This window comes from Streptomyces sp. NPDC048461, from assembly GCF_055587105.1.
The window spans coordinates 1-20,149 of sequence record NZ_JBVJGW010000055.1 but is presented as its reverse complement, the minus strand read 5'-3'; the positions used below and the strand labels follow the sequence as shown (position 1 = coordinate 20,149).

At 69.7% G+C, this 20,149-nt stretch carries 19 protein-coding genes and 1 pseudogene; 9 read left to right on the top strand and 11 right to left on the bottom strand.

All coding sequences use genetic code 11. The features are described 5' to 3' along the window. The 4 genes from ACZ6S8_RS38925 to ACZ6S8_RS38910 all read left to right on the top strand — a co-directional run. On the top strand, nt 1–767 hold a 767-nt coding region (locus ACZ6S8_RS38925; protein ID WP_469463063.1), incomplete at its 5' end, for a transposase. 134 nt (nt 768–901) lie between these two features. Then, entirely contained in the window at nt 902–1,114 is a 213-nt protein-coding gene (locus ACZ6S8_RS38920) for a hypothetical protein (protein ID WP_469463061.1), read from the top strand. A gap of 362 nt (nt 1,115–1,476) precedes the next feature. Beyond that, complete coding sequence (locus ACZ6S8_RS38915) at nt 1,477–1,782, top strand: hypothetical protein (RefSeq protein ID WP_398673327.1); 306 nt, start codon at nt 1,477–1,479, stop codon at nt 1,780–1,782. Beyond that, the gene (locus ACZ6S8_RS38910; protein WP_469463060.1) at nt 1,779–2,102 is read left to right on the top strand and encodes a hypothetical protein; all 324 of its coding nucleotides are present in this window, start codon (nt 1,779–1,781) and stop codon (nt 2,100–2,102) included. Before ACZ6S8_RS38915 ends, ACZ6S8_RS38910 begins: the two co-directional genes overlap by 4 nt. On the opposite strand, the gene ACZ6S8_RS38905 is transcribed toward ACZ6S8_RS38910, so the two are convergent. The 3 genes from ACZ6S8_RS38905 to ACZ6S8_RS38895 form a co-directional block, all read right to left on the bottom strand. Next, on the bottom strand, nt 2,039–4,963 hold the full coding sequence (locus ACZ6S8_RS38905; protein ID WP_469463059.1) for a TOTE conflict system archaeo-eukaryotic primase domain-containing protein: 2,925 nt from the start codon (nt 4,961–4,963) through the stop codon (nt 2,039–2,041). The genes ACZ6S8_RS38910 and ACZ6S8_RS38905 overlap by 64 nt on opposite strands. A gap of 88 nt (nt 4,964–5,051) precedes the next feature. Further along, nucleotides 5,052–7,445, bottom strand: coding sequence for a 2OG-Fe(II) oxygenase (locus ACZ6S8_RS38900; RefSeq protein ID WP_469463057.1), 2,394 nt, complete (start codon nt 7,443–7,445; stop codon nt 5,052–5,054). 538 nt (nt 7,446–7,983) lie between these two features. Then, complete coding sequence (locus ACZ6S8_RS38895; protein ID WP_469463056.1) at nt 7,984–9,129, bottom strand: IS701 family transposase; 1,146 nt, start codon at nt 9,127–9,129, stop codon at nt 7,984–7,986. A gap of 86 nt (nt 9,130–9,215) precedes the next feature. Between ACZ6S8_RS38895 and ACZ6S8_RS38890 the strand changes: the two genes are divergently transcribed. Next, nucleotides 9,216–10,033, top strand: a protein-coding gene (locus tag ACZ6S8_RS38890) for an IS5 family transposase (protein WP_469463054.1) whose coding sequence is annotated in 2 segments (ribosomal slippage) — nt 9,216–9,558 and nt 9,558–10,033 — 819 coding nt in all. Because the reading frame shifts where the segments join, the coding sequence is not laid out codon by codon here. Nucleotides 10,034–10,074: 41 nt separating this feature from the next. Continuing rightward, a complete protein-coding gene (locus ACZ6S8_RS38885) occupies nt 10,075–10,896 on the top strand; it encodes a PhzF family phenazine biosynthesis protein (RefSeq protein ID WP_469463052.1) in 822 nt (273 codons plus the stop codon). Between the two features lie 196 nt (nt 10,897–11,092). On the opposite strand, the gene ACZ6S8_RS38880 is transcribed toward ACZ6S8_RS38885, so the two are convergent. The 4 genes from ACZ6S8_RS38880 to ACZ6S8_RS38865 form a co-directional block, all read right to left on the bottom strand. After that, nucleotides 11,093–11,524, bottom strand: coding sequence for a PRC-barrel domain-containing protein (locus ACZ6S8_RS38880; RefSeq protein ID WP_469463051.1), 432 nt, complete (start codon nt 11,522–11,524; stop codon nt 11,093–11,095). Then, nucleotides 11,524–12,084, bottom strand: a complete 561-nt coding sequence (locus tag ACZ6S8_RS38875) for a PRC-barrel domain-containing protein (protein WP_469463049.1) — start codon at nt 12,082–12,084, stop codon at nt 11,524–11,526. The genes ACZ6S8_RS38880 and ACZ6S8_RS38875 overlap by 1 nt, the downstream gene beginning before the upstream one ends. Further along, a complete protein-coding gene (locus tag ACZ6S8_RS38870) occupies nt 12,081–12,227 on the bottom strand; it encodes a hypothetical protein (protein WP_469463048.1) in 147 nt (48 codons plus the stop codon). Before ACZ6S8_RS38870 ends, ACZ6S8_RS38875 begins: the two co-directional genes overlap by 4 nt. Before the next feature lie 540 nt (nt 12,228–12,767). After that, nucleotides 12,768–13,043 carry an isoamylase early set domain-containing protein gene (locus ACZ6S8_RS38865; RefSeq protein WP_267839131.1) on the bottom strand — a complete coding sequence of 92 codons (276 nt, stop codon included), beginning with the start codon at nt 13,041–13,043 and terminating at the stop codon, nt 12,768–12,770. Nucleotides 13,044–13,314: 271 nt separating this feature from the next. Between ACZ6S8_RS38865 and ACZ6S8_RS38860 the strand changes: the two genes are divergently transcribed. Together ACZ6S8_RS38860 and ACZ6S8_RS38855 are read left to right on the top strand one after the other, a co-directional pair. After that, nucleotides 13,315–13,470, top strand: coding sequence for a hypothetical protein (locus ACZ6S8_RS38860; protein WP_469463045.1), 156 nt, complete (start codon nt 13,315–13,317; stop codon nt 13,468–13,470). Nucleotides 13,471–13,714: 244 nt separating this feature from the next. Then, nucleotides 13,715–14,017, top strand: coding sequence for an STAS domain-containing protein (locus ACZ6S8_RS38855; protein ID WP_469463064.1), 303 nt, complete (start codon nt 13,715–13,717; stop codon nt 14,015–14,017). Nucleotides 14,018–14,145: 128 nt separating this feature from the next. Here the strand turns inward: ACZ6S8_RS38855 and ACZ6S8_RS38850 are convergent, their stop codons facing one another. The 4 genes and pseudogenes from ACZ6S8_RS38850 to ACZ6S8_RS38835 all read right to left on the bottom strand — a co-directional run. Continuing rightward, on the bottom strand, nt 14,146–14,451 hold the full coding sequence (locus ACZ6S8_RS38850; protein ID WP_469463044.1) for a hypothetical protein: 306 nt from the start codon (nt 14,449–14,451) through the stop codon (nt 14,146–14,148). 327 nt (nt 14,452–14,778) lie between these two features. Continuing rightward, nucleotides 14,779–15,021, bottom strand: a complete 243-nt coding sequence (locus ACZ6S8_RS38845; protein WP_469463043.1) for a hypothetical protein — start codon at nt 15,019–15,021, stop codon at nt 14,779–14,781. Nucleotides 15,022–15,253: 232 nt separating this feature from the next. Next, entirely contained in the window at nt 15,254–17,650 is a 2,397-nt protein-coding gene (locus ACZ6S8_RS38840; RefSeq protein ID WP_469463042.1) for a hypothetical protein, read from the bottom strand. A gap of 89 nt (nt 17,651–17,739) precedes the next feature. After that, nucleotides 17,740–18,035 (bottom strand): annotated as a pseudogene (locus ACZ6S8_RS38835) (substrate-binding domain-containing protein); the annotation flags it as partial. Between the two features lie 536 nt (nt 18,036–18,571). Here ACZ6S8_RS38835 and ACZ6S8_RS38830 point away from each other — a divergent pair. Beyond that, entirely contained in the window at nt 18,572–20,014 is a 1,443-nt protein-coding gene (locus ACZ6S8_RS38830) for a DUF389 domain-containing protein (RefSeq protein WP_469463040.1), read from the top strand. The last annotated feature ends 135 nt before the right edge of the window (nt 20,015–20,149 follow it).

Sequence of the window (20,149 nt, the reverse complement as noted above, 5' to 3'; positions counted from 1 at the left end):
TCGGCGGGATAGTGCTTCATCCCCACAGGGACTCCGTTCTCCTGGACCATCAAGATCCAAGTCTCTCCGGTGTCCAAAATCCGGGGTCAGGGCCCCTACGGCTTCCTGCGAGTCACGGTTCCCCGGGCGCACTGCGAAAGGCCGGCTGCCGCAGGCTCGTCGAACTCATCCGCCCGAAGGCGCCGCGGATGGCCGCGCGGCTGATCGACGACGTCTTCGACGCGCTCGACGAGCAGACCGTCGTCGTGCCGGGGACCGGCACCCTCGACACCGTCGTGCTCTCCCTGGCCCGCTCGCTCGCGGCCGTCCAGGAACAGCGCCGGGCCCTGGAAGCCCAGATCAGCACCCTGCTGGAGGCTCACCCTCTTTACCCGGTCCTGACCTCGATGCCGGGAGTCGGGGTCAGGACCGCCGCCGTCCTGCTGGTCACCGTCGGCGACGGCACCGGCTTTCCCAGCGCCGCCCACCTCGCCTCCTACGCCGGCCTCGCTCCGACCACGAAGTCGTCGGGGACCTCGATCCACGGCGAACATGCACCCAGAGGCGGAAACCGGCAGCTCAAACGGGCCATGTTCCTCTCCGCCTTCGCCTGCATGAACGCTGACCCGGCCTCCCGCACCTACTACGACCGGCAACGAGCCCGCGGCAAAACCCATACCCAAGCCCTCCTCCGCCTTGCCCGCCAACGCGTCAGCGTCCTGTTCGCCATGCTCCGAGACGGCACCTTCCACGAGTCCAGAGTCCCCGCCGTCACCCTCGCCGCATGACCATCCCAAACAGCCGCATACCCGGCACCATGTCCTTGACGAAAGACATAGAGACACCCCCCCGCAGCCTGCGGACCGCGACTGCTCACGTACGCCCCCTCCGCGGAGTGCGAGGCCGGGGCCGCTTCGAAGGTGTGCACCCAGACCATCGCACCCTCGCACCCGGACGGTTCGACATCGTCGGGCTGGGAGCCGTGGCGAAGTCCGCGTCCCTGTGGGCGAACGGCCTCACCCTCCCGTTCCACAACGGCGGAACCGAAGGCGTCAACACCAAGGCGAAAGCGATCAAGCTCCAGACATACGGCCAAGCCGGCTTCCTCCTCCGCCACCGCATCCTGCTCAACTGATCCATCCCAGCGAGCGATCAACGCCGCTGGACGGTGCAGCAGTAGTGTTCATGTTCCAGGCCGGGACCCGGACCCGGACCCTGGCCTGCCGCTGCTCGCCTGGGGTGCCTGCGGGTTCCTCCAGGGGAAAACCGCGCCAGCGTCTGCGTGACCTCGTGCCTGGCCCGATCGCTTGCCCGGAGCACCGTGGGGCGCGTATATGGTGGCAGCGTAGTAGTTTCGAGCTATGGCACTCCGAACGATCAGAATTTGGTCGATCCGCTGCGCTGCCCCAGGTGGATAGGCTGGCGGCACCCAGCGAGGAGGACGATATGAGTGCACAGCCGGTCCATGACGGACCACGGCAGTCGGGGATCCCTCCCATGCCGGAGCGAACTCCCAGAGCCCTGCGTATCGCGATCGCGGAGCACGCGCCGAAGCTTCTCGTCGATTTTGACCGGCATTGGCGGCGCGATATCGCTGATGCCTACGACCTGGCGCCGGTTCCTGCCTTCTTGGCCCGTTGGTGGGGCGAGTACGCGCTGGCACGCGACTCCCGGCTTGAGGCCGAGGTGCACGCTCTTGAGGACGCGGCCGGCAAGGAGCCGGACTACGCCCGTGCCAAAGAGATGATCGAAGAGGCCGGACGGCTTAGGCGCGCGGCAGCCAAGGCGGAACCCGGGCAGTGAGCGGCGAATTCATGGGTCCGCCATGGCAGGCCGACTGGTCGAAGGAAGCCGAAGAGACTCGGGATGCTCTCCCCGCGGCTGGCCGCGAGGCGCTCCTGGCCGCACGTGCCGAACTCGTCACCGCGAAGGACCCGTACTTCCGGGGGATCGACAGCGACCTTGATCTTCCGTCGAGCATGAGCGTCGAACCGGTGCAGTCCACCCGGCCCGGCGGGATGCACGTTCTGTACTTCGGCCGTGGGCGGGGGTGGCTGCGCTACCACTTCACCCCTCGTTCCCCCGATCCGCAGATCGTGATCGACGAGGTGTTCTGGCAGTAGCCGGGGCAGCACAGCCGACCTCGTTCCCGAAACTTGGGGGCGCGGGGCGCTGCACCCGGAGTGGGCTGTTGGCGGCCCAGCTCGTAGACGGATGGACCCTCTTCGTGGGGTGCTGCGCCGTGTCCCGGTTCGCTTCGCTTGCTGCTACCCGGCGTCGTCCCTTCCCTGAAGCGTTCGTCGACGCCGCCCTGGTTGCGGGTCCGCCGCGGCAGCGCATCGGACGGCGCCCTCCCCTCCCTATCACGGCGGAGACTGAGGTTGCGCGGAATGCCAGGCTGTCCAGAGCTCGGCGCGCAGTCGGCCTCGGTCGGAGACGTTGTGGCCTTGGTCCCGGGCCCAGGCGCGGACTTCCGAGGTGCTTGGCCGCCCCGCTGGCCCGGCCTGAACCGGGGCGGCCTGTCCGAGGGTGCGGTCCTGAGGGTGAAGCCCTTGCGTTCCAGAACACGCCGCCGGTAGTGGTGCATGCTCTCCAGCCGGGAGACCTCAGAGTCAACGTAGTCGTGGACCTCCACGTCCGCCTTCCCTGTCTCCAGTTCACGCATGACCCGGCCGACCTGCTGGATGCTCTTGCCCTTGAACTTGAACGGGCTGACGAGGAAGAGGGCGTCGAGCCGAGGGGCGTCAAATCCCTCGCCGGCCACTTTGTCGATGGCCAGGAGGACGAGCGGTGTGCCGTCGGCGGTGTCCAGCGTGGTGCGGACCGCGCTGCGCTCCGTCGGCGGGAGGCCGCCGTGCAGCAGCATCGGGGTGATGCCGAGGGCGCGGAGGGCTTCGTCGAGACGATGGAGATGTTCGATGCGGTTGCTCAAAGCGAGGCTGTGGCGCCCGCGCCGTACGGCGTCGGCGATATCGGCGGCGATCAGGGCGTTGCGGTCCGGGTCGGTGGCGAGTTCTCCGTACAGGGCCTGGAAGGAGACACCGTCGTTGCCGACTTCGTTAGTGGTGAAGTCGGTCCGGTGCACGATCAGGTGTTTGGCGAAGGTGGTCTGGTCGGGGATCTCGTGGCGGATCGGGCCGCACTGCATGGTGATGACCGCGTCCATCTGGTCCGCCCGGTAGGGCGTCGCCGACAGCCCTCGCCACAGCCGCACCGGTACATCGTTGACCGCCGCGGCTGCCGACGGTGCGCCGATGGTGTGGCATTCGTCGACGATGACCAGTCCGTAGGCGTCCAGGAGTCCGGCGGGGGCGTCGCGATGGGACAGGCTCTGCAGCATGAACAGGTCTACGACACCACCGCGGCGGTCCTTGCCGCCACCCAGTGACCCGACGGCTTGCCCGTCGCCGAGCTCGAGGAAGGTGTCCAGGCGCTGGCGCCACTGGGCGAGCAGTTCGGCCTTGTTCACGATGATTGCGGCAGGCTGTCCGACTTCGGCGAGCATCGCGCAGGCCAGGACCGTTTTGCCGGTGCCGGGTGGGGCGACCAGCACTCCGGTCGGGTGGTCCCGCAGTGCGGCGAGTGCCTCGTTTTGAACGGGTGTCAGCACTCCTGTGAACGTGGCGGAGATCGGCTCGTGGGTGGGTAGTTCATCGGTGACCTGGAGTGTCCCGTGGGCGGAGGCGACCAGCGCCGCCGTTTCATCGCGCAGTCCCCTGGGCAGCCGCAGCCACATCGGGTCGGTCGCGTCGAAGCAGGTCACGAACCGGGGTGTGCCGAACGTCGAGTAGCGCAGGGCCTGCTTCTTGTAGAAGGCCGGGTTGTGAAGGCTGGCTAGGTGCTTGAGCGCCGCGAGGAGCGGTGCGGGCAGACCTGCCGTCGCCACTGACAGCATGGCCCCGAGCCTGGCTTCGACGGTCTGGGGTGCCTTGCCCAGGGCTCCGCGTCGCGGTTTGGGCGGCATGGCAGCGGTGGTGGGGCCCGGGCCGATCTCCACCGGGCCGAGATCCTCAACCAGGGCCTCGACCTCTGCGGGGGTAAGACGCCGGATCTGGGAGAGGTAGGCGAACTGGTCCGCGTAGGGCTTCCATGTCGCCGGGTCGAGGAAGAGCGTGGTGCCGCGCTGGCGTCGAAGACCGTTCAGCGGGAGCGCGATCAGGTTCCCGAAGCTGGCGTCCCCCTTGGCCTTCGTCGGCAGTAGGTCTTGAGCGGGGAAGAACCGGTTGAAGCTGGCCAGCGACATCTGTTTGCGGGAGCTGATGGCGTCCCGGAGCAACGCGGCGCCGAGGTCGCGGGCCAGCACGGCCGCCACCGGCGCGCTGAAGAACGTCCACACGTGCGCACCCTGCCCTGAGCGGGACACCTCGATCGAGGCCGGAACGCCGGCGGCCTGGCAGGCTTCGTAGTACGCGGCTGCGTCCCCGCGCCAGTCTCCCTTGTCGAAGTCGCATGCGAGGAGCTGGCAGGTGTCATCCGGCAGCAGCGGGTACAGGCCTGCGTGGAGCTTCTCGAACTTCTTGTCCATGCCCGGCTCAGGCATCGTCAGATGGTCGAACAGTGCCTGGTCCGACAGCGCGAGGAGGGCCCGCTCCTCGCCCTCGCGCAGTTCCCACGGCGGTTTCTCGGTTGCCGGGCTCCACCCCGAGCGTCCCTTGCTGTTGGTCCAGGGCCGGGCGAACACATCGGACCGGCCGACGAACAGCGACCGGAACAGCGCCAGCTTCTCTTGTCCGCCCGATGACCCATCGGCGTACGGCAGTCCCGATGACGAGAGCATCTGCGGCGGCAACCCGTCCGGGGCGGGTGCGCGGCCGGTTGGGCCGTCCTCGGAATCGGCGTCGTGGGCCGGCACGGAGTCCGCCAGCGGGCCGAGGAGAGCACGAAGGCGTCTGTTCTCCTCGCTCAGCCCGGCGATTTCCTCCAGCGCCATATCCAGCCGAACCCGTAGCTCGGCGGGATCATCCCACCCGACCCAGTCATCCACACCCAACATCATCCGCACCCAAGGACGCAGATACGCCACAACCGCTCGATTTGACTCAGGAAGAGGCTCCGCGCGCTGCCCGCACCTCTCAGCCGCGCGACCGGGTCCAGTTGTACCGCAGCCACGCCAGTTCGGTCTCGGCGCGGGTGCGGGTCGCCTGTTCGCGAGTGAAGACGGCGTCCGTCTTGGCCAGGACCAGGACGTAGGGGCGTCCCTGGCGCCGGGTGGTATGAGAGACGGGCAGGCCGGCCTGGTCGATGCGGCTGTGGAGGTGGCGGCGTCCGTCCTTCGCGAGCGGCCACTCTATGACGTGGCGGGTACGGGAGGTGAGGAAGGCGTCCAAGTCGGGGCACAGCCCGCAGCCAGTCCGACATGTCCCAGCCGGGGTAAGGGACCAGTCGTCGGCCGCGCGCAGGGGGCGGGCGAGGGCCGCGGTGAGCCGGTCCTCGCAGTGGTCGGCGAGGGACTGGAAGGCACGGGCGGCGGGTGCGCCGTCGCGTATGGTCGTCGGCTGGCGGGCCGCGGTGCGCAGGGCGGGGAGCAGGCATTCGAGGGCGGTGTCCGGCTGGCCGCGCAGCGTGGCGGCGATGGTGGCGGCGGCCTCGGGCCCTGCCGCCTGCAGAACGCGGGCCAGTGATGCGCCGAGCCGCTCCATGCCTGTGCGGCGCTCCGTCTCGCGGCCTACGCCGAGCCAGCTGGTGAGCTGCTGCTCGACTGCTTGCCAGGCGCCCTCGGTCAGCGGCGAGGCGATCGCGTCCCCATCGCCGTCGGCGGCCCGCAGCGCGGTGCACAGGCTGGGCAGCGATTCGAGCCACGCCGCGCGGTCGGCCCCGGTGTACGCGCCAACCGTGCCGAACCAGCTGCTGACGGCCCTGCGGGCCCACGTCCGTCCGTACCATGCGCCCGCTGCCGCGAGACCCGGGGCGTGCCGCTCGCCCAGGGTCTCCACCCCGAAAGGCGCGAGGAGCATCGTGGCAGTGTCCGCTTCCCGCAGTCCCACCGCGACGGGTAGGGCCGCGGCGAATAGCGCTACGGCCGCCTCGCCCGAATCGTGGTGCTTCCAGAACGGGGCGAGCGACCGGGCGAGCGTGCGCGCCCGGTCGAGGTTCCCGGCATCCAGGTGGCCCTGAAGTTCGTGCAGCGCGCCCTCGGAGCCGGCCTCGGCCCGGGCCGTGAACGAGCGCTGCCGGGGCCACAGGACCACGGCGGCCCGCTGGTACCAGCGGTCGAGGGTGTTGCCGTAGTTGCCCATGTAGCCCTCGTACTCGGACTGGTAGGGCGTCAGGTCCTTGTTCTCGGTGGTGGCGCACACCTCGGCGTACGCGACGGGCAGGTTGATCTGCTCGCCGCCGGTGCCGTCCGGGCGGGTCCACCAGCTCAGCGTGATCTCGTCGTCGATCAGGTCGTTCAGCTCGTAGTTGGCGAAGTCGCCGCTGCGGCGGCGCTCGGCGCCAGGTTCCCCGTCGGGGTCCAGGAGGCACTCACCCTCGCACTCCTCGTCCTCGCAGTCGTCGTAGTGCTCAACCTCGCCGCAGTAGCGGTCGTACGGCGGATGCGCGTCCCAGGTCTCCTTCACCTCGGCCAATGCGAGGACCGCTTCGCAGTCCGCCTCTGCGGCGGCCTGGCGGAGCAGGGCGGTGCGGGTGGTGTCGGCGCCCTTGAGGCGGTCCCAGTCCAGGCCGCGCTGGGTGTACTCGTGGTCGAGGAGGTACACGAGGCGGTTCGGGGGCGCGGCCTTCTGGCGGCCGTAGGCGTAGCGCTCTTCGGCCGGTTCGGTGAAGTGTTCGGTCAAGCAGTGGGCCAGGTCGGCGACCGGGTCCCCGTCGTCCTCGCCGGCCGGGCGGATGCGTTCGGCGAGGAGGTTCATGGTGAGGGTGACACGGTAGCCGGACTTGACGGGCTTGACCTCGTGCAGGCAGTCCGCGTAGAAGGCCGCGAAGGTCAGCTTCTCCCTCGACGCCTGGTGGACGACGCTGCGGCCGGCGTGCGAGACGACGAGTTCGCCGCCCGTGTGGTGCGAGGGCAGCGAGACGACCAGGGTGCCCACCATGGAGTCGTCCTTTTCGGAGTCCTGGTGCGGCAGGAAGAACTGGCCCTTGCCGTAGACAAGCAGTGCGTGCGGCTCAGCCCGTAGGACGATGGCGGGCGGCAGACCGAGCGCGGTGCGGACACCGTCGAGGACGCCGCCCAGGGTGCGGTCCCAGTCAGTGCCGCCGAGCGTGATGCGGTCCGGGGTGATCTCCCAGGTGTCGCGGACGCTGGTGTCGGACAAGGTCTGCTCGCCACGGCCGAAGGACGCCTGCCGGGCCTGCGCGATCAGTTTCCTGGTCACCGGGGCACGCAGCGGCAGCGGCAGCGCCCCCACCCCGTCAACCTCGATGCGCAGCGCGCGGGCCGACATCTCGATCCGGGTGCTGAAGTCCCCACGCCGCTGTACGACGTCGAGCAGCTCCGCCAGCTGCTTCCGCGCTCCGTGTCCCATACCGATTCGCCCCCAAGGGTGCAGCCTGCCGTATGGCCTGTCCCGGAAACCCTAACGCCGCTGTGACTGCATGCTCCGGCCCCGGCGCCAATCCCCTGGCGCCGGGGCCGGCGTGCCTGCCACCGAGGATCCGGAGTGCTCTCCGCGAGGGGACTCGCCACCGGGCGGAGGTCGCGTGGGCGAGCAGGTTCCCCCGGTGTGGCCTCTGGATCATCGACTTCAAGGGGCCAGTGATCTCAGGCGAGCGCGGAGGTCATTTCGTCCCAACTCATCCACCTGTGGCCGGTCTTCACGTCACAGATTGAGGTGCGGGTGGGGCTCCGGACGGATAAGAAGTCCACTTCTCTCGAATTGGACTTCGCTTAGTACTGCAATCACAGTTATGGGGTGTGTCCGCGTTGTTTGTAGTGGCTGTGGCGGGCGCGTGTCTGGCTGATTCTTCGCCAGTGTGACCAGTGCAGATGGTGGTGGATGGTGAGGTGGTGTGGGTGGAGGAGGTGGCCGATGAGGCGGCGTATCTCCGCTATGGACAGCGGTATCAGGCCACCGCTGTTTCCCCTTTTGAGAGTTCGTGGGCACGGACGGCGGTCAGGGCCGCGAGTGCGGCCATGGCGAGGGTGATGTGCCGGTACCACGCGTGGTAGAGACGGACCTGGTAGTGGTCCAGGCCGCAGTCGCCCTTCGCGGTCTGGAAGCATTCCTCGACGGCCCAGCGGGCGCCCGCCACCCTGACCAGGTCTTTCAGGCGGGTCGCGACGGGCCCGTAGCAGACGTAGTAGGCGAGGTCGGACGGGTCTTTCAGGCTCCTGCGGGCCAGGACCCAGTGGCCGTGGCCGTTCTCCCACCAGATCCGGATGGGGATCCGCGCCCACTGGTACATGCGCTCGCCGTGAGATCCCTTCCCGGCGGACAGACGCTTCCACGCCTGCGGCGGCAGACCGGCGACGAGGTCGTCGACACGGCGTTCACCCATGCCGCGGGTGATGACGGTGTCGCTGGTCTTCACACACATCACATGGCTGATGGCCCGCTGTTCCATCCACCAACGCAGCGACTTCGACTGCCCGTAGGCCTCGTCCGCGGTGACCCACGCGAACGGCACACCCGCCTCCACCGCACGCAAGAGCATCGCCTTGAAATGCTCTGTCTTCGTCGCGAACGGCACCTCGTCCGGGACGCCGGCGTCCCGGCACCTCTGGCGATCCTCCGTCCACGAGGCGGGGAGATACAGTTCCCGGTCGATCAGAGCCCGCCCCTTCGCCGAGGCATAGGCCAGGAAGGTACCGACCTGGCTGTTTTCCGTACGCCCGGCCGTGCCGGAATATTGCCGCTGGACACCGGCCGAGCGCACGCCCTTCTTCAGGAAGCCGGTGTCATCCCCGATCAGGACGCCGTTCTTGTCGCCGATCGTCTCGACGACGAAGTCCCGCACGTCGTCACGAACCGCGTCCGCGTCCCACTCCGCCTCGCCCAGCAGCCGTTGCATTCCGATCGGCAGCCGATCGCCGGCCCGCTCCGCCAGCGTCCAACCGTTCTTACGCTCCAACGGAGCGATCAACCCCCGCATATACGCAAGCGCCCGACCCCGCGGCTCCGACCTCACGAAACGCGACGCGAACCTGGCGTGCAACCCCGCCAACACCCCGTCCCACTGCCCAACCAACCCCACCCCGAGCTCAGCCATACACCAACTCAACCACACTCAAGTGTGATTGCAGTATTAGAGGGTGTCTCACGTGGCTGTTGGCTGATGCGGCATGATGCTGGACTGTGGGTGCTGATCTGTCGCGTCGGCTTGTGCCGGACGAACTATGGGAGCTGACGGCTCCGTTGTTGCCGAGGTTCACGTCCCGTCCGCAGGGCGGGGGGACTGCTCCGGTGGACGAGCGGGCGGCGTTCACGGCCGTGGTGTACGTGTTGACGAGCGGGTGCGCGTGGCGGTTTCTGCCGGAGTCGTTCGGTGTCTCGCCGGCCACGGCTCACCGTCGGTTCACCGCGTGGACCGAGGCCGGGCTGTGGGGCAGGCTGCACCGGGCGGTGTTGGACGAGCTTGGCGCCAGGGGTGAGCTGGACTGGTCGTCCGCGATCGTCGATGCCGCGTCGGTGCGGGCGAAAAGGGGGGCTCGCTGACCGGGCCGAATCCGGTCGATCGCGGCAAGAAGGGCAGCAAACTGCACGTGCTGTCCGATGCACAGGGCCTGCCGCTGGCCGTCGCGGTGTCCGGCGTCAACGTGCACGACAGCCAGGCGTTCAAGCCGTTGATTCTCGGCATCCCCGCCGTCCGTTGCCGGCGCGGACCACGTCGTAGGAAGCCGGTGAAGGTCCGCGCGGACAAGGCGTACTACTCCGCGGAGCACCTCCGCTGGCTCCGCAGCCGGAACCTCATCGCGCGGATCGCCCGTCCCGGTATCGAGTCCGGCGAACGGCTCGGCCGGCACCGCTGGAAGATCGAGCGGTCGATCTCCTGGCTCTTCGGCTACCGCCGCCTCACCGTCCGGTACGAACGAAAAGGCAGCCACTTCCTCGCCTTCCTCGGCCTCGCCGCAGCCCTGACCTGCTACAAGAGACTCGCGAAACTTGCCACGTGAGACATCCTCTTAGCTGTGATTGGCGTCGATACATTCGCCGAATGCGTATCCACGTCGTAGACGCCTTCACTGACCGTCCCTTCGCCGGCAACCCTGCGGGCGTATGCTTGCTCGACGCCGAAGCCTGGCCCGAAGATGCCTGGATGCAGCGGGTAGCTGCCGAACTGAACCACTCGGAGACCGCCTTCGCGCGGCAGCTCCCCGTCGGTGACGGCGCCGACTGGGAGATCCGCTGGTTCACCCCGCTCGTCGAGATCAACCTGTGCGGCCATGCCACATTGGCCACGGCGCACACACTGCGCCGGGAGCGAGGGGCTGTCGGCGCACTGCGCTTCCGCAGCCGGTTCAGCGGCATCCTCGCCGCGCACACGCAGGAGGACGGCAGCATCACCCTCGACTTCCCGGCCGCACCCGGCACCGCAGTGCCAGTACCGGAAGGCCTGCCGGAGGCCCTGGGAGTAAAACCGGAGGCCACCTTCCGCACCGGTGCGCTCCGCGATCTGTTGACCGTCCTGCCCGACGAGGCCACCGTCCGGGCCGTGACCCCCGACCTCGACGCGATGGCCGACGTGACCCGCCGCGAGGATCTGCGCGGCGTCATCATCACCGCCCCGGCGCCCGGTGCCGGCCTGGAGTACGATTTCGTCTCCCGCTTCTTCTCACCCGCCGAGGGCATCTCCGAGGATCCGGTAACCGGCAGCGCCCACACTGCACTGGCCCCCTACTGGGCGACGCGGATCGGCCGCGACGGGCTTACCGGCCTACAGGTATCCGCGCGCACCGGGCTGGTCAGGATGAACGGTGACCGCGTCCATCTCACCGGGCACGCGGTCACCGTCCTCGACGGAACCCTGCACGCCTGACCGATCGACTGCGCGGCATCGGCTGCCCGCATGGGCGAGGGAATCCAACATCAGTGTGTGAAGACGGAGTTGGACTCCCTCGCCGCCGCACCGTACGTGAAGGCCGAGGGCCTGCTGAAGGGCTCACCGCATCGCGCGCCGTGGCAGCCGTCCGTGGGGATTGCTCCGCTCGCCGATGCCGAGCTGACCCCATCACCTAGGGTGCGGCGACGACGACAGCGTAGTCGCCGGAGCCGAGGAGGTGGTCGCCCGGGATCTCCCGGTCGGCGGTGATGAGCCGGTGGATGTGGCCGGTGGTCTCGTCGAAGTCGATGTCCTGGAGTGTGCCGAGGTCCTGTCCGGCCTCGGTCAGGATCCGTTTGCCGATGGGGTCTTGGAGGTGGCCGGCCAGGAGCTGGGGGGCTTCCTTGCCGTCCTGGAGCTTGTCCGGGGAGCGGACGGTGACCGCGTCGGGGCCGAAGGCATGGATGTGGTTCCAGGTCACCAGGTTTCCGGCGCCGTGGGACTTGAGTGTCAGGGCCGCGATGCGGGCGGGAGCGGGGGCGATGGCGTATCCGGTCACGGTGGCGAGGGTCTCGGCGGAGACCAGCGAGATGACGGGGCGGCCGGTGGCCTGGCTGGACAGCATCAGCTCTCCTGCTCGAGTCGGACCTTCAGGCCGTGTGAGGCTTCGGGGAAGCCGGACAGGTCTCCGGCGGTGAATTCTGCGACGGTGTCCGGGACGACGACCATCTCGCCGGAGACCGCGACGGGCCTGATGACCGGCAGCAGGACCCGGTGATGCCCTTGCGCAGAGGATTCGACTTCGTATCCGGCCACGACGGGCTTGCGTCCCATCGCGATGATCACGTCGACGATCCGGCCGAGGTCGGTGCCGCCCTCGGTCATGATCCGGGCGCCGAGGACATCTCCTCCGGAGGACTTGGCGTCCTTGGCCGCCTGGTCGTCCTCGGCGAGCGCGTTCTCGTCACGGATCATGACGGCGTCCGGGCCGAGCGCATGGACACGGCTCCACAGCAGGTCGCGCTTGAGGGGGCCGGCGAGCAGCCCCCGCCCGCTCAGCGTGAAGCAGCGGACACTGCCGCCCGCGGCGTCGAAGACGATGTCCCTGACCTGCGCGACGTCATCCCCGCCGAGGGTTACGACGGGCAGTTTGGCGATCTCACTCGCCCGTATGTAGCCGCTCATGAGCCCGCGCCCTTACCGCCGCGCGGGCGTTTGCCCGCCACGATGACCCCGCCGCCGCGGCGTCTCGCCTGGACCGCGAGAAACGAGCCTGCCAGCACGGCCAGCAGCGCGAGAGCGATGACGATCCAGACCCACCAGTCCACGGCGCCACCTCCCGGGCTGTCGGCGGCTGCCGCCGATGGCCTCACAGCCAGTATGCGGCGGGTTCCCGCATGGTGTCGATGCCGCCGTAGAGGCTTCTTCGCAGTCGGCGCGGCTGCGGTACCCCGGTGATCATGCCTACTCTCCCGCCCCGGGATCGGAACCGTGGCGGGCACCGCGATGTGTCACTGTCGGGGGCTGAGTCGCTCAGGCGTACGCGAGCCGGCCCTTTGGTCACCTTCCGTTGCACGGCCTTGGCGGGAGCCGAGACTGTCGCCTTCGTCGACATCGAGCCGGCCTCGTGCTTCGCCACGGTGCCGCTCAATCCCAGGTCGGGCCCGCGACGGCCTCCGGCCCTGTCCGGTTGAGCGACCACCGAGCGGCGCACACTCTCCCGTCCGGCACCACACTCCAGCCGCCTCCCGGCGTTCCGCCCGTGAGACCAGGCGGGGCCGCAGCACGGCGACCCGGCCCATGGCCAGGCGTCGGCGTACGACCTACGTTCACGTGTACGCCGACACAGGCCGCACGGGATGGCTGGATCAGGTGTGCAGGCGGCTGTTGGGGCCGTCCTGGTCGCCGGCACTGTCGTCGTTGAACCAGTAGTCCCCGGCGGCCAGGTAGCGGAACGAGTGGCTGCTCTTGCCGGGCAGTTCGACGGTGACGGCGCGCTTGCCGTCCTTGCGCGGCGTGAGGGTGTGGATGCCGGGCTGCCAGCCGTTGAAGTCGCCGACCACGCTGACCGGGCCCGGCGGGGTGTCGGCGGGAAGGATGAAGGTGACCTCGGTGCGGTCCTTGCGCAGTGTGCGTTCCAGCATGCTGGGGCTCCTGAAGGTGGTGGCGGGTGGCGTACACGGGTACGGGCACATCGTCGGTGGTGGACGGGCCGGCCGCGCGCTGACGCCGCCGCCCGCGCCCCGGCATCACCCACCCACTACACCGGTGACGCAAATGATATTTGATGTCACTTTGTGTGTCAGCGTGGTGGGGAGGAATCCTTCAGCCACGCATCGCAGAGGAGTCGCAGTCATGGGCGGTATGCAGGACAAGCGCCAGGAGCCGGGCAAGGGCCGCGAGGAGTAGGAGCGCATGCGCCGCGAGGGGCAGGACCCGGTCCACCCCGGCGCGGGCCAGGAGGGCGCCCGGGAGATGAGTCCCGAGGAGCTCAAGCGGCGCCGCCAGGACGAGACGACCCGCGCGACCCACGAGCGCGACGAGGACGAGATGCGCGACGACGAGCGCTGACCACATCGTCACGCTCCACCCACGCAGGACCCTGCCGGGCCTGTAGCCACCTGGCCGGGTCCTGTCGCGTCCCCGCCCACACGCCGGCCGACCGCCAAATCCCCGGGGAGCGGCGCACGGGCGGCTGTGAGGTCTGTCGGCTTGCGGCCGGATTCGGGCAGGAGTGACCATCGAGACGGACCACCATCCCCGGCCCGCCCGATCCGGTAACAATCAATCCGCCCGAGGTGGCGAGGTGAGCGGCATGCGGAGCGTCTTCGACGTCAAGATCCGCCGCTACGGTCCGACCTTGCACCTCACCCCGGCAGGAGAGCTGGACCTGGACACCGGACCGGCCTTCGTACGGGTATGGATCGCCCTGGACCACCAGGTCACCGTCGTGGCCTGCGACATGCGCCACCTGACGTTCATCGACGTCACCGGCCTGCACCGCCTCCTCGACCTCGCCGCCCTCGTCCACGGCCGCGGCATCGCGTTCTTCGCCTGCAACTGGCAGAAACAGCCTCTGCGACTCCTGGACCTCGTCGACGATCTCGATCACGCTTGATGGGGCGCGGGCAGCCGCCGGGCACCGACCCGCCTGTTGCGCCACACGCCGCGACCAACCGCGGCATCCGTTCGTGGCGAAAGCCCCACGTCGGCGGCCGGTTCTCCCCGCCGGCCCCGCCTCACCCGCTAGAGCCGGGTACGGGCGTCCTCAAAGCCCGAGAGGATCTCGCGTTGGGCCCGTGCCGCGATCAGGCGGCGAAGTCCGGCCAGAGCGAAACGCTCACTCACGGATGAGCCTCGCCCCGGCATCCCGGCGATGTGTGCCATCAGGTACTGGGGCTGGGACTGCCAGCCGACGACGAGAATCCGCAGGCGCAGGCACTCGGCCTGCCGGTGCAGGTCCAAAAGCAGCAGCCGGCCGGTGGAATTCATGAACGTGACACCGTGCAGGCCGATCATCACGTCGGGGTCCTGCACCGTGACCTGATCCACAGGGCCTGCTGGAGAACCGGCGCGGCGGCGGCGTCGAGCTCCCCGCACACGCCGACCAGGTTTGTGCCTTCGCGCCGTTGGAGTTCCGTGGTGATCAATACGGGTCCTCCGTTCCTCCGCCCTCGGATACCGGCCCGGAAGGACCTCCATCCTGGCCGACGCGCCCCTCCGGCGGTTCAAGGCGCGCCACGATGTCGTGGCGGTCGTATTTAACACCGTGGTCTGCGTCGCCCCGTTCACAGGGAGTGGCTCGGCAGTCGACGGTCGCCCAGCACGCGGATGGCCCCGACGGCTCGGATGGCGGTGTCTGCATCGGACTGAGGGGGGTCAGGGCGGCGGCGGTACATCGTAGAGGCGTTGCGGCATCCACAGCAGGGCCGCCACGTCGGCCCGCGGTGCGAGCTCGGCCAGCAGGGCGCGTATGCGGGCGTCATCACCTGCCCGGACCGCCGTGACGATCGCCTCGATCAGCCCGGCCACCGCAGTGGCGAGGTGTGCCGGGCAGGCCGCGGGCCCAACCAGGCCGGCCTGCCCGGCATCCTCACCGGGCAGGGCCGCCTGCCACGACACCCGTCGCACCACGATGGCGGGGTGACCTCGGTGGGGAGCCTGCCCCACCTGCTTTGGGGATGGCGCGGATACACGCAGTCGAGGCGGCCATCCCATTCGCGCCTGGGGAGCCGCATCGTCAGATTCCCCAAGCCGTACGGCGCGGGATCCGCGCTTCGCGCCGATCCGGCTCCGGATCACGGCCTCGGCCGGTGGGTCCTCGGCGAGCATCGGTTGCTCGGCGGTGAGCCCGTCATCGCCGTACCACGGAGGGCCAACTCCCCTGCCGGCCACCGGATCCGCTACCGGGAGCCCAGTACCTCACGTACGGCGCGGTGGCTGTGGCGGTGGTCTCGGGTGCCTGCTCTGCCGCCGCCTTCTCCTCCTCCGGGTCATCGCCGCGTGCGGCGTTGAGAGCGTCGACCGCGTTCAGGGCGTCGCCGATCGTCACGTAGTCCACGGCGATGAAGTTCACCGGCCGGCCTCGCTCCGCACGGCAGCGGCGGGCCCGGTCCAGGATGAAGGAGGAGGTGTTGACGCGGGCGGCGGCGGGCCGGCTGCCGCCGGAGTCGGTGACGAAGTTGTTCATCAGGAAGAGCCGCTTGCCGGTTCCGCCCCGGTGCTCCACGCAGTTCATGAGCTGGGGGCCGGAGTACGAGTACGGGGTCTCCATGGCGTAGCGGTAGAAGTTCCGATAGCGCGGGTCGGGGCCGTCGGCGCGCTCGGCGAAGACCATCAGCCGACGGTCCTCGGCGATCATCTCGCGCAAGGTCGGCCAGGGGCCGTCCGGGTCCTTTGGTGGGGTGGCGAGGAGCGGGCCGAGTCCAGCTTCTTCCAGTGCGGCCACCGTCTGCTCGCCGGTGATGGCGTCCTGGACGATGAAGGTGACCACTTCGTCCGGGTTGGCGCGCATCCACGCGCCGATCGCGCGGAGGGTGTCGACCAGGGGGACGGCCCCGGCCCGGCAGAGGGAGTGGCACAGCCACAGGCCGGGGCGGGCGGGCGCGTACCGGTCGATGAGCGACTCCAGCATCCGCCGCCGGCCGGCACCGCCCTCGTCGTCCGCTGTGAGACGTGCGGCGATCTCGGTCCCACTCTCCCAGGTGTAGGTGTCCAGCATCAGAGCCCTGACGCCGAGGTCGAGCTGTGTGGTGATGTTCGGGTCCTGGAGGGGGCCTATGAAGTGGGCGGAGGTCGAGGACATGGCGTTGTGGGCGGTGAGGTAGGCGATCCGGTCGTAACCGCGGTCGCAGAGCTCGATGGATCCGTTGCAGCGCTGGTCCTGGTCCGGGGGGCCGCCGGTCGGGACCGGCAGGAAGGCGGACAGTCCCAGGGCGGCCGCCACGGACACCGCCGCCACCGCGTTGTGCATACGGGCACGTGAGAGCGGGGCGGGCTCCGCCCGTGCCGCGTCCCGGGGTACGGACTGGGCCCTGGCCCTGGCCGTGACTGCGGCCGTGACCAGCAGGACCCCCGCGAGCAGCGGCACCGCCGCCGCCAGTAGCCACAGGCGGGAGAAGTCCCCGACGGCTTCGGCCTGGAGGTCCGCGGTGAGGGCGCGGAATGAGGGTGCCCAGTTTCCTTCCCCGGCGGGGAACGGCTCGGGCAGGGCCGCCCGGACGAGGAGGCAGCCGGCGATGGAGATCAGCCCGCCGGCGGCCAGTGCCGAGCCCGGGGCGCGCAGTCGGCCGAGGCGGTGGGCGGAGGAGGTCAGCCACAGCAGCAGCATCCCCGACAGGACGGCCACCACGGCGAGCGTCAGGGTGCCGTTGACGCTCAGGGCCGTCAGGGTCCGGATCTGCGGCAGCGGGCCGAGATGGACGGTGGTGTCCTGGGCCCTGATGTCGATCAGCAGGTCGAAGGGCCGGTCCTGGCTCTGGGCGGCCAGCCCGGCGCGCGCCCCCTCCACCGCGTCGCCGAAGGCGTCAGGTACCAGCAGGCCGATCAGTTGGACCGCATCACCGGTTTCCAGCGCGGCCATCACGGCCGGGCGCAGCTCCGCTCGGGCGGCGTCCGTGCCGGCGGGCAGCAGCTTGAGGATCGCGTCGGCCACGGCCGGTATCGCGTCCGGGGGGACCTTGAGCGTGGGGAGCCCTTCGGGGCTGCGCCCCTGGGCGAGGTCGTCGAGGGCCTGCTGCACTCCGGCGACCAGCGCGGGGGCGTTGGCCGCGGTGACCGTCGGTACGTCACCGATGAGGTCCCCGGCGAAGACCTCGGCGAGGCCGATGAGGTTGTTGGCGACCGGTTTGAGGTCGATGAGGAAGTGAAGCTCCTCCTCGTCACCCCTCAAATAGGCGACGATTCCCCGTACTTGGGTGTCGGTCATACCGCGCAGGGTGGCGGGTGGGAGGGCCAGGCGGAGGTTGGAGGAGATCTGGTTGGGCGGGACCGGGAGCCGGGCCAGCAGGTCTCCCCGGATGTCCGCGAGTCGCGGGTCCACCAGCACCTCGTCGTAGACGCGGTGGTAGGCGCGCTGCCGTTCCAGTACCGAGTCGTACCAGTCGTACTCCAGGACGGTGACGCGGATGACCCCGAGCAGGCTGACCACCAGTATTCCGGCGGCCACCAGCCCGGCCGCCGCCGCGCGCAGGGCGAGGCGACCGTACCTGGCCCTGCGCGTGAGCGGGGTGTGCTGAGCCGAGGGAAGCATGGGCACCAGGAAACCGCACTTGGCGGGGAAATCCCAGGCGCTGGGACCGGGCACCTGCGTGAGACCCTGGGTGTTGCCGGGGGCTCCTGGGCGGCAGAGCTACGGACGATGAGCTCCAGCTGGGAGACGTACTCGCCGCGCTGGACGGCGGTGCCGCCGACCGCCTCCAGCAGCGCACACCGACCTGCCGCCGTCGCCCGTACCGGCTGCCGTACGGTCGTCAGCGGCGGGTCGGTGAACGCGATCAGCGGGGGAGTCGTCGAAGCCGACGACCGAGACGTCCTCCGGGACGCGCAGACCCCGCTCGCGGGCCGCCCGGATCACGCCCAGCGCCATCGGGTCGCTGCCGCAGACGAATCCCGGTGCAGTCGGCCTCCAGCAGGGCGCTGGGGAAACATGATCGAAGGTGATCAGCTCTTCCTCGCGCCGTACCAGGTGGAGTGGTCAGGGACATGGGCTCCTACGCCGTGAGATATGTGCACGGCTTGGGAGGCCCTCACCCGATCAGGTGGGAAAACGCTCCTCGGATACCTTCCGGACCGAGCTGCTGTAGGGGCTTGGCCTGCCAGTTCTTCTCACCGGACAGGCCGTCGACCGAAAGCGGCCTCCCCGCCGGGCGCGACCGGCAGGCCACACTGTCGCATTGTTGCCTGCGGCCGGGTACGCCGACAGTTCCCGGCCCAGTGCCGGCTGACACGGCGGCATGCGCGGTTCTGGTGCAGAGCCGGGGCCTGACGCACCCGACGCGAGAGGTGAAGTGGATGACCGACACCGCCCGCGTGAGCGACGAGAGCGTAGCCCCGGGGGGCCGATACCGCCCCTGACGCCACCGCCGCAGCTGCCGGTGGTGCTCGCCGGGCCGGCGGGGAGCACCGCGAACACCGCCTGCGGCCGAGGCTGTCCGCGGCGGAGCGGCGGAGCGTGCTGGACGCGCTGATGGTGCGGCCCTCGGCGGAGGCGCTCCGGCGCTTCATCGTGCTGCTGTGCCTGTCCGTCGTGGTGGCGACGGTGGGATTGTTGCAGGACTCCACGGCGGTGGTCATCGGCGCCATGATGATGGCACCTCTGATGGCCCCGATCATGGGCGTGGCCGCTTCCCTGGTCATGGGCTGGGGCGCGCGCCTGATGGGCGGACTGGCCGTCGTCGGTCTCTCGACGGTCGAATCGATGGCCACCGCGTGGGCCATGACGGTCCTGATGCCCTCGGCCGGGTCGACGATGCCCGCCGAGGCGCTGGCCCGCTCCAGCCCGGATGTCCGTGACCTGCTGGTCGCCCTGGCGGCCGGGGCGTACGCCACGGTTCGCAAGGAGGTCTCCGGGGCACTGCCGGGTGTGGCGGTGGCCGTGGCCCTCGTCCCGCCGCTGTCCTCCGCCGGTGTTCTGATGGGTCGCGGGCAGCCCGAACTGGCCCGCGGCGCGGTACTGCTCTTCGCCGCGAACCTCTTCGGGATCGTCCTGGCCGCCGCCGTCGTGTTCGTCCTTACCGGCTTCATGCCCGCCGCCCGGCTGCGGGCCAACCCGGCCAGGCTCGTGCTGACCCTGGCCCTGATCACCGTCCCGACACTGGCCGTCGCGACGGTGCTGACCGCTCGGTTCATCCACTCCGCCGATCAGGCCCACACCCTGCAACTCGCCACCCAGTCGATCACCCGATGGCTCGGCCCGGACGACGACCTCAACCGCGTGACCCTGGTCGGCTCCAAGGTCCAGGTCGGCATCACCGGTAAGGCGGCGCCGCCCCTGCAGGCCCTCACGGAAGACCTCGGCAAGACCCTCGGCCACGCCACCACCGTGGACCTGCGCTGGACCCCCTCCACCGACGGAACCTCCCGAACCCCCGCCCGCCCGGCCCTGACCATCGAGCAGGCCCAGCCGGTCGTCGAACACTGGCTCGCCGAGCAGTCCCTCGCCCTCGACGGCCTCGCCTACAACGACGCCACCCTCGTCTCCACCTCCGGCGACCGCCCCCCGCACCAGGCCCGCGACCTCGAAGCGGCCATCGCCACCCACTTCACCGCCCACCCGCCCGTCAGCCTCGCCTGGACACACCGCACCACCCCCAACGCCGTGGCCGACAGCCCGAAAGAAACCGAGAAGACAGCCCGGACAACCATCGCCGCCTGGACCGAGACCCACCCCGGCCAGCACCTCCTCACCGTCTCCCAGACCGGAACCGCCCTCACCGTCACCCTCACCGTAGAAGACAAACCCGACACCGGGACACTGCAGGAACAACTGCGCACCGCCTTCCCGAGGAACCCCGTCACGATCCAGTGGCTGCCCACCACCATCCTCGGACAGACCACTCCCCGCCCGGCCGACTCATTCCCCGCCGAGGCGGCCCCGGACCGAACCGTCCGCTGACATCCGCCCGCCACACCAAGTCACCACCCCGGCAGCCTGTCGGGCCCTGACCCCGGATTTTGGACACCGGAGAGACTTGGATCTTGATGGTCCAGGAGAACGGAGTCCCTGTGGGGATGAAGCACTATCCCGCCG

Excerpts from the sequence above, each read along its gene's own strand:
- ACZ6S8_RS38915 (WP_398673327.1), top strand. The coding sequence starts at position 1,477 with ATGCCGGAGCGAACTCCCAGAGCCCTGCGTATCGCGATCGCGGAGCAC.
- ACZ6S8_RS38900 (WP_469463057.1), bottom strand. The coding sequence starts at position 7,445 with ATGGGACACGGAGCGCGGAAGCAGCTGGCGGAGCTGCTCGACGTCGTA.
- ACZ6S8_RS38895 (WP_469463056.1), bottom strand. The coding sequence starts at position 9,129 with ATGGCTGAGCTCGGGGTGGGGTTGGTTGGGCAGTGGGACGGGGTGTTG.
- ACZ6S8_RS38885 (WP_469463052.1), top strand. The coding sequence starts at position 10,075 with ATGCGTATCCACGTCGTAGACGCCTTCACTGACCGTCCCTTCGCCGGC.
- ACZ6S8_RS38880 (WP_469463051.1), bottom strand. The coding sequence starts at position 11,524 with ATGCTGTCCAGCCAGGCCACCGGCCGCCCCGTCATCTCGCTGGTCTCC.
- ACZ6S8_RS38875 (WP_469463049.1), bottom strand. The coding sequence starts at position 12,084 with ATGAGCGGCTACATACGGGCGAGTGAGATCGCCAAACTGCCCGTCGTA.
- ACZ6S8_RS38865 (WP_267839131.1), bottom strand. The coding sequence starts at position 13,043 with ATGCTGGAACGCACACTGCGCAAGGACCGCACCGAGGTCACCTTCATC.
- ACZ6S8_RS38860 (WP_469463045.1), top strand. The coding sequence starts at position 13,315 with ATGCGCCGCGAGGGGCAGGACCCGGTCCACCCCGGCGCGGGCCAGGAG.
- ACZ6S8_RS38855 (WP_469463064.1), top strand. The coding sequence starts at position 13,715 with ATGCGGAGCGTCTTCGACGTCAAGATCCGCCGCTACGGTCCGACCTTG.
- ACZ6S8_RS38840 (WP_469463042.1), bottom strand. The coding sequence starts at position 17,650 with ATGCTTCCCTCGGCTCAGCACACCCCGCTCACGCGCAGGGCCAGGTAC.